Here is a 16,980-nt window from a genome sequence, read left to right as displayed (position 1 = left end):
CTAGATGTACCTTTTGCTCAAAATAGGATATTGCCTACCTTTGCCATCCGATTCGAGACCCGAAGAATCTTTTCCAAGCGGTTTTGGTCGGAGAAAAGTAAAAAAATAAAAGGTCGCGTGGCCGAGTGGCTAGGCAGAGGTCTGCAAAACCTTGTACAGCGGTTCGAATCCGCTCGCGACCTCAGAAATCAAAAAGCATCCTAAATATTGGGATGCTTTTTTGGTTTAATGACTCCTTTTAAAGCCTTGCACAACTGTTAGAACCTGTCTGCCAACAGGCAGGTCCGCTCGCGACCTCAAAAATCAAAAGCGACTGTCTCAAAAGTCGATTTTTTGTCAGGCTGAGCGAAGTCGAAGCCTGTATTTGGTTAAATTAACAACGTTTCGACTCATTGCCTTTGCTGGACAGACATGCGCTCAACTTAACAAAAGGCATTTTATGAGAAAGCCTCTTTTTTACTTTATCCGTTTTTGAAACAATTCCCACTAAGTAAATGAAACAAAAAAAACGCCGACTTTTCAGCCGGCGTTTTCTAGTTTATTGAAAAGGAAGATTATTTCTTTCCTTCCATTTTTTCTTTCAATTCTGCCAAAGCATCCAAGTCACCCAAGGTAGACTTTTCAACTGGCTCCTGAGTTACTTCTTTCTTCTTAGGAGCTTTTTTAGGAGCTGGCTTCACATCTTCCTTGAAAGTAGCCGTGTGAGACAAAACGATTCGCTTATCGTCCTTAGAGAACTCCATCACTTTGAAGTCCAAAGACTCACCAACCTCAACTTGAGATCCGTCTTCTTTCTCCAAGTTTTTGGAAGTAGCAAAGCCTTCCAATCCGTAAGGTAGCTCTAGTACAGCACCTTTATCGTTTTTGGACACTACAGTACACTTATGAACAGAACCTAATGGGAATACAGTTTCAAAAGTATCCCATGGATTCTCTTCCAATTGCTTGTGACCCAAAGCCAATCTTCTGTTTTCAACATCAAGTTCCAAAACAGCTACTTCTAGCTCGTCTCCTACTTTCACAAATTCAGATGGATGCTTGATCTTCTTAGTCCAAGAAAGGTCAGAAACGTGAACCAATCCATCGATTCCTTCTTCCAATTCCAAGAACAAGCCGAAGTTGGTCAAGTTACGTACCACACCTTTGTGCTTGGTACCTACCGCATACTTGGTAGCCATATCTTCCTTAGTCCAAGGATCTTCAGTCAATTGCTTGATACCCAAAGACATCTTTCTATCTTCCTTGTCCAAAGTCAATACTACTGCTTCGATTTCGTCTCCTACTTTCACGAAGTCAGCAGGGTTTCTCAAGTGCTGAGACCAGCTCATTTCAGATACGTGAATCAATCCTTCTACTCCAGGAGCCAATTCCAAGAATGCTCCGTAGTCAGCTACGTTTACGATCTTACCTTTTACTCGAGAACCTACTTCCAAGTTAGCAGCTAGAGAATCCCAAGGATGAGCAGTCAATTGCTTCATACCCAAGGAGATTCGCTTCTTATCATCATCGAAGTCAAGAACTACAACCTGAACTTTCTGATCAAGCTGCAATACTTCTTCCGGATGATTGATTCGTCCCCAAGAAATATCTGTGATGTGAAGTAGACCATCTACACCACCCAAGTCGATGAATACACCGAAGTTGGTCATGTTCTTGATCACCCCTTCCAAAACCTGACCTTTTTCTAGGTTGTTGAGGATTTCTGCTTTTTGCTTCTCGAGATCCTTCTCGATCAAGACTTTGTGAGAAACAACTACGTTATCGTTAGCGTGGTTGATTTTAACCACTTTCACTTCCATTTTCTTACCTACATAGATATCAAAATCTCTGATAGGCTTCACGTCAATCTGAGAACCCGGCAAGAAGGCTTCTACGCCGTAGATATCTACGATCAAACCACCTTTGGTTCTTCTTTTCACAAGACCTTCGATCACGCTGTCATTTTCAAATGCGCTCTCGATGTCCTGCCAAGCCTTGACGATCTTGGCTTTTTTACGGGAAAGGATCAACTGACCCAAAGCATTCTCCTGCTCTTCGATGAATACTTCTACTTCGTCACCTGGCTTGATAGATTCCAAGTCACGGAATTCGTTCAATGGAACCAAACCATCGGATTTGAAACCAATGTTGATGATCACGTCCTTGTCGTTCACACCTACTACGGTTCCTTTGATCACTTCTTTCTCAGTGATCTCATTCAATGTACCCTCATACATCGCGGCCATTTGCTCGCGCTGCTCTTTGGAGTACCCTTCTCCGAATCCTTTGGTTTCGAAGTTTTCCCAGTTAAAATCTGAATTGTTTGACATAATAAATATTGACCCTGAAAATCCTACAGCAACCGGGTCTTACTGCTGCGGTTTTTTGTTTGACAATCAATGCTTTAGCACCTACTAAAACACCCCGTTCACCCGAACGGACTGCAAAGGTACTGATTTTCTTTTATTTGAGGAAAGCATCCTAAAAAATGAATGGGGAAATTCAACCTCTAGAATTATAAAGGCTTTGTTTTTCTACCGAATTCCACCTAGACTTGAAAAAAACAGGCCCCAAACGCTTCGGGGCCTATGCAAGCAAAGAGTTAAAGGATTATTTTCGTACCCAAAATTAATCAAATTTCCGGATGATCAAGTTCTTTCAGGCAATTTACACCCTCTATTCTGCCTTGTTATTTATTTCTCTGATGCTATTGCTAGGCTTATTTATAGTCATCCCCGCCATGATTTCGGAAAAGGGAGATCGTTTATCCTTCTTTTTTATCCGGGCTTGGGCTGGAATTTGGTCGTTTTTAACGGGGATTCGCTATGAAATTCAAGGATTAGAATTTATTGACCCAAAGCAACCTTACATTTTTATTTTCAATCACCGGTCTTTTATAGATGCCCCTGTCATCCCCATCGCTATCCCTCAAACGCTAAAAGCGCTTGGAAAAAAAGAACTATCTAAAATTCCTGTCTTTGGATGGGTAGTTGGAAAATTTGCCATTTGGGTTGACCGAACCTCAACTGAATCCCGAAAGGAAAGCCTCGCTAAGTTGGTTACAATCTTATCAAAAGGGAAATCAGTAGTGGTAGCCCCTGAAGGGACAAGAAATGACACCTCTGAAACGCTACTCCCTTTTCACAAAGGTGCATTTCGACTTTCCATAGAAACCCGAATACCTATTCTTCCAATGGCTGTTCTAGGCGCCGATCACATTATGAAACGGGGATCACTTTTATTAAAGCCGGGAAAAATTCGAATCTATTTTTCTGAAGCGCTTACACCTCCCACGACTTCAGACAGCGCTGTTTTGGATTTTACAGATCAATGTCGAAATCGATTAGAAGCTATGGTTCTGGCTCATGAGGAAGATTAACCTTTTGATCATCATCCGCTAGGTAACTTCCAGCTAAATCTTCAAAAGCTGCGTATACTGCCAACAATGAAACTGGTCCAGAAACCAATAGGCCTATTCCTAAAAACAGTAAACCTACCATATTGATAACCACCAGGAGTAATAGGAAAGCAAAAAACCGCCACCAGATTTTGGTAATTAATTTCCTACTTAGCTCCATGGAAGTCCAAAATTCTGTGCCTGCAAACAACACAAAAGGAAGACAAAAGGCATAGGCAACTCCTAAATAGATCCCTGGAAGGATAAGGGCCAAAATTCCCAATCCGGTCAAAATTCCAGATACCAAATTGACTACAACAACAGGAAACCAAAAATTAAAGCCCGTAAAAAAATCTTCAAATGCAATAGTTTCTCCTCTACTGATTTTATTGGCAACCAAATAAAATCCGGCCATCAAAGCTGGTGAAATCAAAATGCTAATAATAAAAGAAAAATCTTCCAACCAATAGCTAGAAGCCGCCGCAATCCCTATGTAAATAAAGAAGAAGAGGGAAAGCAAGATGGGAGTTTCTTTATATAGCTCCCAGCCTCTCTTCAAAGCATCATCGATGCTAAAATTTGGCTTGCTCTGGAGCAATTGCTCCATTTTATATGGACTGATCACAGCAATTCATTATTGGGTAAATGCCTCTAAAATATCATGCTTGGTGATTATATGGATTTTTCCCAAATCATCGCGAACCAAGACCGCTTTTTCCTTTTCAATCATAGATGAAAGCACATCAAGGGTACTATCTCCAGCCACAAAAGTCATCGAATCCTCCATCACGTCAGAAATATGTGCATCTTTTAATACCGGATTCTCGATGATTTTGGAGAGTAATTTGGTATCTGTTACACTACCGACTACTTCACCTCCATCCATTACCGGAATTTGAGACACACTAGTCTTATTCATCAAGGAAATAGCCTCCCTGACAGCATCTGATTTTTTCACGGAAATGAGGCTATAATCAGTTGGGCGTTTAGCAATAATATCCTTGGCCGTGGCATAACTTTTATCTTCCAAGAACCCATGATTGCGCATCCAATCATCGTTGTAAACCTTACCGAGATACCGTGTCCCATGATCTGGAAGAATTATCACCATCACATCCCCTTCTTTCAGGTTTTCTTTGGCCCACTCTAGCGCCCCGTGAACCGCAGAACCACAAGACCAGCCAACGAAAAGCCCCTCTTCGCGAGCCAATCTCCGAGTCATTACTGCGGCATCTTTATCAGTAACTTTTACAAAGTGGTCAATTACATCAAAATTGACGTTTTTAGGCAGGATGTCTTCCCCAATTCCTTCCGTCAAATAAGGATATACCTCCTTTTCGTCGAAGATTCCCGTCTCCTTGTATTTTTTGAAAACGGATCCATAGGTATCAATCCCTACGGTTACGATATTGGGATTTTGTTCTTTCAGGTAGGTCGCCGTTCCACACATAGATCCGCCCGTTCCTACCCCGGCTGCATAGTGCGTAATTTTTCCTTCTGTGTCCTTCCAAATTTCCGGCCCGGTTGTTTCGTAATGGGCCGCTGTATTTGAAAGATTATCATACTGATTAGGATAAAACGAGTTCGGGATGTCAGCATTAAGCTTTCTCGCTACAGAATAGTAAGACCTAGGGTCCTCAGGAGCCACATTGGTAGGGCAGACAATTACTTCCGCACCGACCGCCTTTAGAATATCAATTTTTTCCTTGGACTGCTTATCAGCCATCGTGAAAATACACTTGTAACCCTTGGCCACTGCTGCCAATGCCAGCCCCATCCCTGTATTTCCAGAAGTTCCTTCAATGATAGTTCCTCCTGGTTTTAGAATCCCGGCTTTTTCAGCATCCTCCACCATTTTAATCGCCATTCGGTCCTTCATAGAATTCCCTGGATTGAAGTATTCTACTTTAACAAGGACTTCTCCTTTGATACTTTTTGCAAGTTTATTTAGACGAATCATCGGTGTATTACCGATGGTTTCAATGATGGAGTTATAAATCATGGTTTCGTTTTATTTGGGTCGGGGCAAAATTAAAGGAATTTTTGGGCCATGGCGAATGCTAGCTAAAAGAATCCTTTTCTTCCATCAAAGTCACGAGTTTTCCTCCTTAAACTCTAATCGGGAAAGCACATCTAAAGTCACATGAATTAAAATAGCTGCTACAAATCCCATCCCAATAGTGACTGTAAGAAGCATCCAAACAAATTGCTTGGTAAATACAAAAACAAGAATACCAAAGACCAAGGCTGGAATTATTCCGAAAAGAAAAATCCCAATCATCATAATTGGTTTAATCAGCTTTCGGTCCCAGCCTTCCTCAAATGAAATCTGGGGAATTAAATTAATACATAAGCCTACCAGGTAAGCTATGAGGATTCCAACAATAAATATTGGAATCATCAACATATGCAAACCGGCAATTAAGACCGAAGGAACGATCATTACCACAGCAAATAAAAGGATCTGAACGAGATCCAGTTTGATGACATTCCAGAACTTGGAAGTCCAGGAGGCTGGCACCAAAAAGAAATAAGGTTTCTTCAAATCCCCCACCGAAGACCGACCAATTCCCGCCAAAAAGTAAAACCCCAATAACACCAATATGTAACCATTGAGAATCTTATGTGAAAACCAATCAAAATGCGATAAAACCGCAAAAGCAATTCCGAGGACTGCCAATACCAAACTGTAAATTCCAAAAAGTGGGTGAAAATCCTGCCTACTGGAATGCACATAATTTCGCCAGTAAAAAGCCTTTGCTCCTACACCGAAATCCGGAAGGGCAAGTTGTTTCTTCTCATTTAAACTAAGGTTGGCTTCGGAGTTTTCCCGCTTTCCCTTGACTTTATCGCGCTGCACCTCATTGGATTTGGTCGCCTCCAGTACATCTTCATAATAGTAGCCTGCAAATTGGATCACTAGGCGTACGATGAGGTAATAAGTCAAACAGTATAAACCCAAAAAGGAGATTGCCAAAATGAGATTTTGATGAATAACGAATCCCATCATTCCCCTACTCCATCCGACAAAAGGAAATAAATCAAACCAAGGAGAAGCAATCCAGGAAAACATACCCTGCCAAAACTTTTCAGCCATTAAGCCGGGGATCAAAATCATTACTGCCAAAAGCACAGACAAAACCGTGATTACCGTCTTTATCTGCTCCATAATATCATACTTGGTATGCAGCGTATAAATCAAAAAACGAATAGGTGAAAGGAGAAAAAAGAACAAGGCAAATCCCAGTAAAATGAAAACAATATTCCCCAATGAAAAATCAAAAGAACCTGCCATTTGACTTCCCCCATAAATCAAAAAAATAATACTTCCTCCCAGAGAAGGTAAAATAGACCTCCCCATGTAGTAGAGGAGAATATTTTCGGGTTTAACTGGTCCTGTAAATAGTAAATTAACGTCAGCCATAGAAAAAAAGCTGACATTTCGTTTTGTGGCTCGGAAAAGCTGATAAAGCAAAAACCCTAAAGCAAGCAGTGTAATCCCTCCAACAATATTCTGAGTTGCAAAATCTATCTCAGGTAATCCACTAGCGTCCAGTTCCGGAAGAGTATTATCCAGCTTTTTGGTTCTATCCTTCATCCGCATAGTGTAGATAAAGAAAAAATAGCCGATCAGACCAGCATAAGGAAGTAATCTGGCAGGATTCCGAAGGATCAATAAGATGTTATTTTTTAAAATCAAGAGATCCTTTCGAAGCAAAAGCTTAATCTCATTCATCTTTGGTCAATTCTAAAAAGATATCCTCTAAACTTCCACCCTCTTTTTGCTCAAATTGATTTTTAAGATTTTCCAGCGTGTCATTCCCAATGATATTGCCCTCTTTCAAAATCATAATTCGGTCCGCGATTGTTTCTACCGAATCGATCAAGTGCGTACTGACCAGAATCGTCTTTCCTGCTTCTTTTAGCTCTCTGAAAATTCGTTTGGTGTTTCGGATCGCTTTTGGATCTAGGCCAATCATCGGCTCATCAAAAAATAAGACTTGAGGATCAGGCAAGAGGGCACAACAAATAGAAACTTTTTGCCTCATTCCCTTGGACAGGTCTTTTCCAAGTCTTTTAGCCTTATCGGTTAGATCATATATCTCCAACAATTCATGTCCTTTTTTCTTCCAATCCCGGATCCCATACGCTTGGGCAATAAATTGCAAATGCTCCTCCACTGTGAGTAAATCATACACATAAGGTGTTTCAGGGATGTAGCTGAATAGTCGCTTTGCCTCCACAGACAGGTGGTCAAATCCTCCAATTGTAATTTCTCCCGAAGTTTTTCGAAGCAGTCCAACAATGCATTTCATGGTAGTGCTTTTACCTGCACCATTTGGCCCAAGAAGGCCTACCACTTCCCCACCTTGAAGTTCAAAAGAAATATCATTGACAGCATTTTGCTTCCCATATCGTTTGATCAAATTCTGAACAAGCAGCATAAAAATTCAATTTTGAATTAAAACTAGAATTCTTTGGGGGAAGTTTAGACGTTTTGGAACCTTTTTTGACAGCATATCGAAAAAATAAAACAGACGATGAAAAAACTTCTCACACTAATCATTTTGCTAGGTATAGGTGCTGCATCGTATGCACAGCAAGCAGGAAAATTCCGAATGGGTCTTGAACTGGGGCCGGCAATTCCAAAAGATGGGGGAATTGGTGCCTTAGTGAATATTGAACCCAAAATCAATGTCGGTGACAATATGAATGTTGGAATCCGTTTTGGGGTGGCTGGACTTGCTAAAAATGTCACCTACTATGACATCACTGAAGATTATGAGGGAGAGGTATCCGGAAATGTTTCGATTACCGGAACGTTTGATTATTACTTTAATAATGGGGGAAGCAATTTTGCACCTTACATCGGTGCTGGATTTGGCTATTATGGCTTGAGTTCAGTAGAGATTGATGCCTCCAACATTGATGATGTGGATGTAGGAAATTTAGAAGCAAATTTCAAATGGGCTCCTATGGTCCGGGCTGGTATTGAATTGGGTAAATTTAGAATGGGGGCGGAATACAACTTTATCCCAAATTCAGACTTACAAAATACCAGCGGACAGGTGATTGGTGAGGCGATCAACCAATACTTTGGATTTACATTTGGATTCTATGTAGGTGGTGGCCGTTGGCGAAAAAACTAACTTTAAGCCTTAACCCCTGCCAAAAGGTACAAAACTGCCATTCGGACTGCGACCCCATTTTCAACTTGCTGGAGAATGATGGCGTGGTCCGAATCGGCAACATCGGAGGCCAATTCTACCCCTCTATTAATTGGGCCAGGATGCATCACCACAATTTCCTTATCTAACTCCTGCAGCATTTTTTTATTAATCCCGTAATACAGCGAATATTCTCTCAGGCTTGGGAAATATTTAATTTGCTGTCTTTCCAACTGGATTCGAAGGACGTTTGCCACATCACACCAAGCCAAGGCTTTTCTCACATCCAATTCCACTTTTACCCCCAAACTTTCAATATGCTTTGGAAGTAAGGTAATCGGCCCACAAACCATTATCTCTGCTCCTAACTTTTGCAAACAGAATATATTAGAAAGGGCAACTCGAGAATGTAAAATATCTCCAATGATGGCCACTTTTTTACCTTGAAGATCTCCCAATTTCTCACGCATGGAAAATGCATCCAAAAGAGCTTGGGTTGGATGTTCGTGAGTTCCATCTCCGGCGTTGACAATATTTGCTTTAACATTTCTTGCCAAAAAATGTGGAGCACCCGGACTACTGTGGCGCATAACGACCATATCCACTTTCATGGATAAGATATTATTGACCGTATCGACCAAGGTTTCTCCCTTTTTTACGGAACTATTGCTTGATGAAAAATTAACAACGTCCGCAGAAAGTCGCTTTTCTGCTAGTTCAAAGGAAAGACGTGTTCGGGTAGAATTTTCAAAAAATATATTTGCTATCGTAATATCCCGAAGCGAAGGCACCTTCTTGATGGGACGATTAATTACCTCCTTAAAATTCTCTGCAGTGTCCAAAATCAACTGAATATCCGCTGAAGTCAGATCTTTAATTCCAAGCAGGTGACGGGTGCTGAGTTGCGACATTAGTTGTTATTTTTCTTTTTCGGTTATCCAAACTGCATCTTCCGGCTGTCCTTGAGAAGCCCATTCCACCACGACATATTGAGAGTCCAGGGTATTAACCCGAATCCCAAAATAATCTGGCATAATGGGATAATCCCGGGTAAGTTTTCGATCCACAAGAACCATTAGCTCGACCTTCTGTGGCCTTCCAAAAGCAATCATCGCATCCATTGCCGCACGCACAGATCGTCCTTTGTAAAGAACATCATCTACCAAGATTACATTTTTGCCTTCGACCAGAAAATCAATCTTTGTCTCGTTCGCTTTTAATGGAAAATCCCTTCGTCGAAAATCATCTCGGTGAAATGTTGCATCCAAATAGCCTGCAGGTACTTTCTTCCCAGAAATGTTTTCTAATTCTTCTACAATCCGATCGAGAAGAATAATCCCTCTGGGCTGTAGACCAAGTAGCACCGTATTTTCAAAATTATCATGATTTTCGATCAGCTGATGGCAAAACCGTTTCAGGATGATTTGGATTTGTTGCTGATTTAAAACGAGCCGTTTTTGCATGGGTAGGATTTGCCGGTAAATATAAAAAGAAATTCTAGTCTTCAGTTTCCTCAGGCTGATAGAGGTCTCCAGAAACCATTACTTTTGAAAAGAAAAACACCTCCCGAGTTGCAGCCTGTCCATTTTCCTTTTGATAGCGAACCCGTTGGTTTCCAGTTAGAATAAAATAGCGGTCATACCAATACACCAATCGAAGACTGGGCATATCTGTGTCACCGATTCGTTCGGTTTCATTGACCAGCTTTAGTTCGAAATCAAGATTATCGAATTTTTTCTCTCCTTTTTTTATATAAGCCAATCGGATTTTGTCATTTCGCACATAGGCATGGTAAAATTCATCACCCACAATGGCGATTTCTCCAAATGGCTCCGGAATATCCGTAAGCAAATCATCATAAGTGGCAGAATTGTCCCAAACAACCCGACCTTCTTCTCCCAACTTGACGAAGTGGGCAGAGATATAACTGAATTCGGTATTGATCTGAAGTGGTCCCTGATTAAATCTCCTAACCGAAATAGGATCCCAGTAATCCTGCCAATAGCTCATTCTACTCCATCGGTCATAACGATACATCGAGGTAGGTGAAAAAGGCCATCCTCTATTGACTCCTCGGGAATTTATAATATTGTAGTGATCAAAAAACACATACAAACCGTCGGGTTCTTGCCGGACTTCCCGAATGGAATAGACATTACGGATACTTGGGATTTTATCCCGGTCTACTTGCTTAAGCACTTCGGCATCTTTCTTTAACTTACTTTTCTCATCGAGATAGTTAAAAAAATTAGGGAAGTCTTCCAAGGTGTATAATCTGGTATCGTATTCTCCAAATTCATTGATTTCGGTTCGATACATTCCGAGGTAGGAATCTCTTCTTGCTAATCCAAAAGACCCGATCATGGATTTTCTATATAAGTCTTCCTGCACTACCAAGGCCTCGATGATTTCCTGATCTTCATCCCCAAATTGATCAATTCGAATCTCCCTCAGCAAATTCCCCAGCAGATCATAGGTATTAAGAATTACCTCCTTATCACGATATTGACCTTTCCGGCTCAAAACGACTTCAAAGGCTTCGATTTCAGGCATTTTTCGAATCTGAAGGATCTGGGTATCATTTCCATAAACCCCTTGAACTGTTTGAATGGATTTGTCTACTAAGCTATAAACCTGGACTACAGGCCGCATATTAGCTGAGCCCATAAAAATAACCCGCTCATTCTGAACCAAGAATTCAGCTAGCTCTATATCAAGTAGGTTTTCCACGGAGAATTCAAAGGCATCCAAACCTACCAAATCCACTTTGAGCACATATTTTTCTCCCCCAACCCCGGTTCCTCGCTGAAAAAGGACATATAGAAAATCTCCGTCTAAATCATAACCGATCAAGTCATAACCCGGCTGAACAGGCAATTCAATTAATCCCCTTTCTGTGTTCAGTTCTGGATCCAACAAGACATATTGGAAAATCCGATCTACTGAAAAAGCTCGCTTTGCAAGTGTCCGAAAAGCGACAATATTTTCACCGTAACGAACCATTTCAAAATGGGGATCAAAATAATCCGATTCTATTTCAAATCGAGCTACATATTCCACTTGGGAAAATGCAGGCAAACTAAAAAGTAAACTCAGGCATAATACAATGGCTTTTCTCATAGAGACATCTTCACAATCAATTCAAACTCATCTTTCGAAACAGGAAGCACGGAGAGTCGGGATTGCTTAAGCATGGGCAAATCTGAAAGCCTATCCTCAGCCTTGATCTGCTTCAATGAAACTGGATTTGTTAAGCGCTTCCCCACCTTAAGCATCACAGCTGTCCAAGCCTCATCTTTAGGATCGGGAAGCGGAGCAGAAGAGACCTCTGCAATACCGACCACCGCCTTTTCTTTACCACTATGATAAAAAAGGACTTGATCTCCTATCCCCATCTCATTCAAATAATTCCGGGCTTGATAATTTCTTACTCCATCCCAAATATCCTCTTGGGCTTTTTCAAAGTCATCCCAAGAATAAGAATTCGGTTCACTTTTTACCATCCAATATTTCATAGCTGCGTTGGTGATTTAGTTTGGTACACATGGAAGGAACAAAAACCCAAGGATTCAAATTCCATTTACACTTTACAATTCAATTGAAACAAAATCCAAAACTGACCTTACCATTCTGTGGAAGATACCCTAATCAACTTTAATTTGAAACAATATTTTTGGACATTTGTCTAAGTAGACGTAATTAAAACCTTCCTTGTTTTGGACCATAAAACTATCCTTAAAAAACTCAAGCTCTGTATCCAATTGATGGAGCTTCATGATGAAAATACTTTTAAAATCAGAAGTTATCAATCGGCGCTCAACTCTTTGGAACGGGGAGATGCAGATATCATGGAGCTAAGTGTTGAAGAATTGGAAAAAATCCCAGGAGTTGGAAAGAGTATTTTAGAAGCCATTAAGTCTTTAAAATCATCCGAATCTTTTCCATTATTGGATGATTTGATTGAAAAAACTCCACAAGGAATTTTAGAAGTCCTTCAGATCAAAGGATTAGGACCAAAAAAAGTAAAAACTCTTTGGGAAGAATTGGGTATAACTTCTACTCATGAATTGATGGAGGCTTGCCAAAGTGGGAAGGTTGCAAAAATCAAAGGGTTTGGAGAAAAAACCCAAGATACCATCATTCAAAACCTGGAATTTAAAGCCTCAAATGCAGGAAAATGGCTTTATGCCGATATTGAGGAATATATCAATGAGTTGACAGAAAAATTACAAGAAGAATTTTCAAGCTCAACCATTACTCCTGTTGGAGAATTTGCTAGGAAAATAGAAATCATTTCCCAAGCCGAGTGGCTAATTGGCACGAAAGACATTCCAAAAATTCAGCATAAATTATCCAAAATTAAAGATTTGGAGATTGATAAATCTTTTTCAGGGCCATTTACGCTGAGAGGAAAAATCAAGGAATGGGATCTCAAATTCACTTTTTATTTAACGAACCCTGAGGATTTTCCAGTTAAATCTTACGCACTTTCAGCAAGTCCCCTTCACCTTCAAAGTAAACTCGATTCAAAAACTTCCATAGCAGATGCACTTCGGCTAAATGGTTTTAAAAATGACAAAGAGTTTTTCTCCAAACACCACCTTCAATATATCCCAGTGGAGATGCGGGAAGGGTTTGGCGAAGTAGAATTAGCAAAAGAGCATAAAATCCCAACCTTATTAGTAGAAAGTGATTTAAAGGGAATACTTCATAATCACTCAACCTATAGTGATGGAAAGAATAGCCTTCGTCAAATGGCTGAGCAATGCAAGACACTAGGGTATGAATACCTTGGAATTTCTGATCATTCCCGGACTGCCAGCTATGCAGGGGGATTAGAAATCGAAAAAGTGATCAAGCAACAGGAAGAAATTGACCAACTGAATCAAGAACTCGCTCCTTTCAAAATATTTAAAGGAATCGAATCTGATATTCTAGGAGATGGAAGTCTTGATTATCCGGAAGATATTTTAAAGACTTTCGATTTTGTCGTTTCCTCAGTTCATTCCATTTTGAACATGGACATCAAGCGAGCGACTCATCGATTACTTACTGCCATCGAAAATCCCTATACCACTATTCTTGGACACCCCACGGGAAGGCTACTACTAAGACGGGAAGGTTATCCCATTGACCATAAGACAATCATTGATGCCTGCGCAAAGCATCAAGTAGTGATCGAAATCAATGCCAACCCTTGGCGATTGGATTTGGATTGGCGATGGGTACGCTATGCCATGGATCAAGGTGTAATGCTTTCCATCAATCCTGATGCCCATGAAATTGCCGGATATGGGGATATGAAATATGGGGTATTAGTGGGAAGAAAAGGTGGTTTAACAAAAGAAATGACCTTAAATGCACTTTCCAGAAAAGAAATCGAGGATTATTTTTCAGATCGAAAAAAGAAAATGATTAAAAAATAGAATCCTTCTGAATTCTGAGGATTTCCTATCTTCGCCAAATTCCAAACCAACCTATGAACTGGACCAATCTGCCTGAAGGCGTACTTCTTCAACGATCATTTCTTTTTGGTATCACAGGGATTGTTTTAGGTATGCTTTCCCTTGTTAATACTCAATTGCACCTTCTCGATGCCCCTATGGGCCCTTTAAATGGTGTAGCGCTTTTGTTACAAATGTTTGGTTTGGGCTTGTCAGTAATGGTTCTCAGAAAACGAAAAGTTAAAAAAGAGGATTTAGAAAAAGCCAAAGTGATGACCCTAGTCATTGGTGTAGCCCTGGTCTTTTTCATCTTTTCACTTTAAATAAAAAAATCCCAAGATTTTCACTTTGGGATTTTTTTAGAGAGCAATCAATTTATTCTTCTGCCTTCTGTTTTTTCTTTTTCACCGTAATGGTCAATTCGGCAGACTTCCCGTCATAATCGGCTGTAATCACGTCGCCTTCTGAAAGATCTCCTTTAAGGATTTCTTCAGCAACCGCATCTTCTAAATACTTCTGAATCGCACGGTTTAGCGGACGAGCTCCATATTGCTGATCATATCCTTTTTCTGATAAGAATTCTTTCGCTTTTTCAGTCAACTCGATCTTATATCCCAAATCAGTGATTCTATGGAACAATTTGGCCAAAGAAATATCGATGATTTTGAAAATATCTTCCTTAGTCAAGGAGTTGAATACAACCACGTCATCGAGACGGTTCAAGAATTCAGGACTAAAGGCCTTTTTCAAGGCAGATTGAATCGTGGACTTCATGATTTCATCCATGCTATCCTGCTTGGCTTTGCTTGCAAAACCGATTCCCGCTCCAAAATCCTTCAAATCTCTAACCCCAATATTGGATGTCATGATGATGATGGTATTTCGGAAATCTACCCGGCGACCTAAACCGTCTGTCAAGATTCCATCATCCAAAACCTGCAACAAGATATTAAATACATCCGGGTGGGCTTTTTCGATTTCATCTAACAAGACAACGGAATAAGGCTTTCTTCGCACCTTTTCGGTCAACTGTCCACCTTCTTCGTATCCAACATATCCTGGAGGCGCACCTACCAATCGGGATACGGAGAATTTCTCCATGTATTCCGACATATCGATACGAATCAAAGAGTCTTCCTTGTCAAAGAGGTAGGTAGCTAAGGTTTTTGCCAGTTCAGTCTTTCCGACACCGGTAGGCCCCAAGAAAATAAAGGAACCGATCGGCTTTTTAGGATCCTTCAATCCCACTCGGGTACGCTGAATCGCCTTAGTCAATTTCTTGATCGCTTCTTCCTGTCCGATGACCTTGCCTTTTAGCTCCTCAGCCATATTCAACAGCTTATTGCCCTCATTTTGAGCAATTCGCTTCGCAGGAATTCCAGTCATCATCGCAATGACCTCAGCGACATTATCCTCATCTACAGTAAATCGCTTGGTTTTGGATTCTTCTTCCCATCGGGCTTTAGCCAAATCCAATTGTTCCAGCAATTTTTTCTCCTTATCCCGAAGCTGTGCCGCCTCTTCATATTTCTGAGACTTAACCACTCGGTTTTTCTCAGCTTTGATTTCTTCAACTTCAGCTTCCAGTTTTAGGATATCCTCTGGCACATGAATATTATTGATGTGTACGCGCGCACCTGCTTCGTCTAGGATATCAATTGCCTTATCTGGTAAGAAGCGATCCGAAATGTATCGATCTGAAAGCTTTACGCAGGCTTCGATAGCCTCGTCTGTATAGTTCACATTATGATGGTCCTCATACTTGTCTTTGATATTGTTGAGGATTTGGATCGTTTCTTCCGGCGTAGTCGCATCGACCATAACCATTTGGAATCTACGGGCCAAAGCACCATCCTTTTCAATGTATTGACGATACTCGTCCAAAGTCGTCGCACCGATACATTGAATCTCCCCTCTTGCGAGAGCAGGTTTAAACATATTGGATGCGTCCAAAGAACCAGAAGCTCCTCCAGCTCCCACAATGGTATGAAGCTCATCAATGAATAGAATCACATTGGGTGACTTTTCCAATTCATTCATGACAGCTTTCATTCGCTCTTCGAATTGCCCACGATATTTCGTTCCAGCTACCAAGGAAGCTAAATCCAAGGTCACCACGCGCTTATTGAAGAGTACACGGGAAACTTTTTTCTGAACAATACGAAGGGCCAATCCTTCAGCAATGGCTGTTTTACCAACTCCAGGTTCACCAATAAGAATTGGGTTGTTTTTCTTTCTCCTGGAAAGGATTTGAGCAACCCGCTCAATTTCTTTTTCACGACCAATGATTGGATCCAACTTATCTTCCTCGGCCATTTTGGTCAAATCACGACCAAAATTATCCAAAACCGGAGTTCTGGATTTTTCGCTTCCAGATTTGGATGCACCGGAACCTCCACCAGAAGACCCAAATAGCTTAGAACCATCATCATCCGCGTCATCAGCCTCTGCTCTAGAGCGAGGTGTCATTCCCGGATCTGATTGCATTTCCAGCATGTCCTTAATTGTATCGTAATTGATATCAAACTTATTGAGAATTTGGGTCGCAATATTTTCCTCATCTCTCAAAATTGAAAGCAATAAATGCTCAGTTCCAATCAATTGACTTTTGAAAATTTTTGCTTCCAAATAAGTGATTTTCAATACTTTTTCCGACTGACGAGTCAGCGGAATATTAGCCATATTTTTAACATTGTGGTTGGCAGTACCACGAACTGCCCGCTCAATCGAAGCCCGAAGTTCATCCAATGGAACTCCCAGTTTCTTAAGAATGGAAACAGCTACCCCTTCGCCTTCACGAATCATCCCTAGCAAGAGGTGCTCAGTACCAATATAATCGTGACCCAAGCGAAGCGCTTCTTCACGACTGAGAGAGATCACCTCTTTGACCCTGTTCGAAAATTTTGCTTCCATTTAATTCCTTTCTGAATAATTATAAATACTGTACGTATGTTACCGAATTTGTTTTAAAAACACAATCATTTTAACGAAT

General features: G+C 40.7%; 14 protein-coding genes and 1 tRNA gene. 5 read left to right on the top strand and 10 right to left on the bottom strand.

Annotated elements, in window-relative coordinates; translation table 11 throughout:
• Window positions 1-111: 111 nt before the first annotated feature.
• Window positions 112-182, top strand: a tRNA-Cys gene (locus HWE15_RS06225).
• Between the two features lie 372 nt (window positions 183-554).
• Here the strand turns inward: HWE15_RS06225 and rpsA are convergent.
• Window positions 555-2,309 (bottom strand): 30S ribosomal protein S1, encoded by a 1,755-nt coding sequence (rpsA, locus tag HWE15_RS06220; protein WP_290506648.1) that lies wholly within the window; start codon window positions 2,307-2,309, stop codon window positions 555-557.
• A gap of 314 nt (window positions 2,310-2,623) precedes the next feature.
• Between rpsA and HWE15_RS06215 the strand changes: the two genes are divergently transcribed.
• A complete protein-coding gene (locus tag HWE15_RS06215; protein WP_367203828.1) occupies window positions 2,624-3,358 on the top strand; it encodes a lysophospholipid acyltransferase family protein in 735 nt (244 codons plus the stop codon).
• Here HWE15_RS06215 and HWE15_RS06210 read toward each other — a convergent pair.
• From HWE15_RS06210 to HWE15_RS06195, 4 genes are all read right to left on the bottom strand, one after another.
• Complete coding sequence (locus HWE15_RS06210; protein ID WP_290506647.1) at window positions 3,330-3,983, bottom strand: hypothetical protein; 654 nt, start codon at window positions 3,981-3,983, stop codon at window positions 3,330-3,332. The genes HWE15_RS06215 and HWE15_RS06210 overlap by 29 nt on opposite strands.
• A 27-nt stretch (window positions 3,984-4,010) precedes the next feature.
• Complete coding sequence (locus HWE15_RS06205) at window positions 4,011-5,378, bottom strand: pyridoxal-phosphate dependent enzyme (RefSeq protein WP_290506646.1); 1,368 nt, start codon at window positions 5,376-5,378, stop codon at window positions 4,011-4,013.
• Window positions 5,379-5,468: 90 nt separating this feature from the next.
• Complete coding sequence (locus HWE15_RS06200; RefSeq protein WP_290506645.1) at window positions 5,469-7,112, bottom strand: putative ABC exporter domain-containing protein; 1,644 nt, start codon at window positions 7,110-7,112, stop codon at window positions 5,469-5,471.
• A complete protein-coding gene (locus HWE15_RS06195; protein WP_290506644.1) occupies window positions 7,105-7,821 on the bottom strand; it encodes an ABC transporter ATP-binding protein in 717 nt (238 codons plus the stop codon). Before HWE15_RS06195 ends, HWE15_RS06200 begins: the two co-directional genes overlap by 8 nt.
• A 96-nt stretch (window positions 7,822-7,917) precedes the next feature.
• Between HWE15_RS06195 and HWE15_RS06190 the strand changes: the two genes are divergently transcribed.
• Window positions 7,918-8,526 (top strand): outer membrane beta-barrel protein, encoded by a 609-nt coding sequence (locus HWE15_RS06190; RefSeq protein WP_290506643.1) that lies wholly within the window; start codon window positions 7,918-7,920, stop codon window positions 8,524-8,526.
• Window positions 8,527-8,528: 2 nt separating this feature from the next.
• On the opposite strand, the gene HWE15_RS06185 is transcribed toward HWE15_RS06190, so the two are convergent.
• The 4 genes from HWE15_RS06185 to HWE15_RS06170 are packed head-to-tail and all read right to left on the bottom strand — an operon-like array spanning window position 8,529 to window position 12,059.
• A complete protein-coding gene (locus HWE15_RS06185; protein ID WP_290506642.1) occupies window positions 8,529-9,455 on the bottom strand; it encodes an aspartate carbamoyltransferase catalytic subunit in 927 nt (308 codons plus the stop codon).
• 6 nt (window positions 9,456-9,461) lie between these two features.
• On the bottom strand, window positions 9,462-10,007 hold the full coding sequence (pyrR, locus tag HWE15_RS06180) for a bifunctional pyr operon transcriptional regulator/uracil phosphoribosyltransferase PyrR (protein WP_290506641.1): 546 nt from the start codon (window positions 10,005-10,007) through the stop codon (window positions 9,462-9,464).
• A gap of 34 nt (window positions 10,008-10,041) precedes the next feature.
• Window positions 10,042-11,664 (bottom strand): transcriptional regulator, encoded by a 1,623-nt coding sequence (locus HWE15_RS06175; RefSeq protein WP_290506640.1) that lies wholly within the window; start codon window positions 11,662-11,664, stop codon window positions 10,042-10,044.
• On the bottom strand, window positions 11,661-12,059 hold the full coding sequence (locus tag HWE15_RS06170) for an EVE domain-containing protein (RefSeq protein ID WP_290506639.1): 399 nt from the start codon (window positions 12,057-12,059) through the stop codon (window positions 11,661-11,663). Before HWE15_RS06170 ends, HWE15_RS06175 begins: the two co-directional genes overlap by 4 nt.
• Before the next feature lie 201 nt (window positions 12,060-12,260).
• Between HWE15_RS06170 and HWE15_RS06165 the strand changes: the two genes are divergently transcribed.
• Window positions 12,261-13,970 (top strand): DNA polymerase/3'-5' exonuclease PolX, encoded by a 1,710-nt coding sequence (locus HWE15_RS06165; RefSeq protein ID WP_290506638.1) that lies wholly within the window; start codon window positions 12,261-12,263, stop codon window positions 13,968-13,970.
• A 53-nt stretch (window positions 13,971-14,023) separates the two neighbouring features.
• Window positions 14,024-14,311: a hypothetical protein gene (locus HWE15_RS06160; protein ID WP_290506637.1), complete on the top strand. Its 288-nt coding sequence runs from the start codon at window positions 14,024-14,026 to the stop codon at window positions 14,309-14,311.
• Between the two features lie 52 nt (window positions 14,312-14,363).
• Here HWE15_RS06160 and HWE15_RS06155 read toward each other — a convergent pair whose 3' ends face one another.
• Window positions 14,364-16,901 carry an ATP-dependent Clp protease ATP-binding subunit gene (locus HWE15_RS06155; protein WP_290506636.1) on the bottom strand — a complete coding sequence of 846 codons (2,538 nt, stop codon included), beginning with the start codon at window positions 16,899-16,901 and terminating at the stop codon, window positions 14,364-14,366.
• Window positions 16,902-16,980: the final 79 nt, after the last annotated feature.

The organism is Algoriphagus sp., from assembly GCF_013373065.1.
Classification (GTDB): domain Bacteria; phylum Bacteroidota; class Bacteroidia; order Cytophagales; family Cyclobacteriaceae; genus Algoriphagus.
Note: the sequence above shows the minus strand (reverse complement) of the source record. Positions and strands in the feature narration are given on the sequence as shown.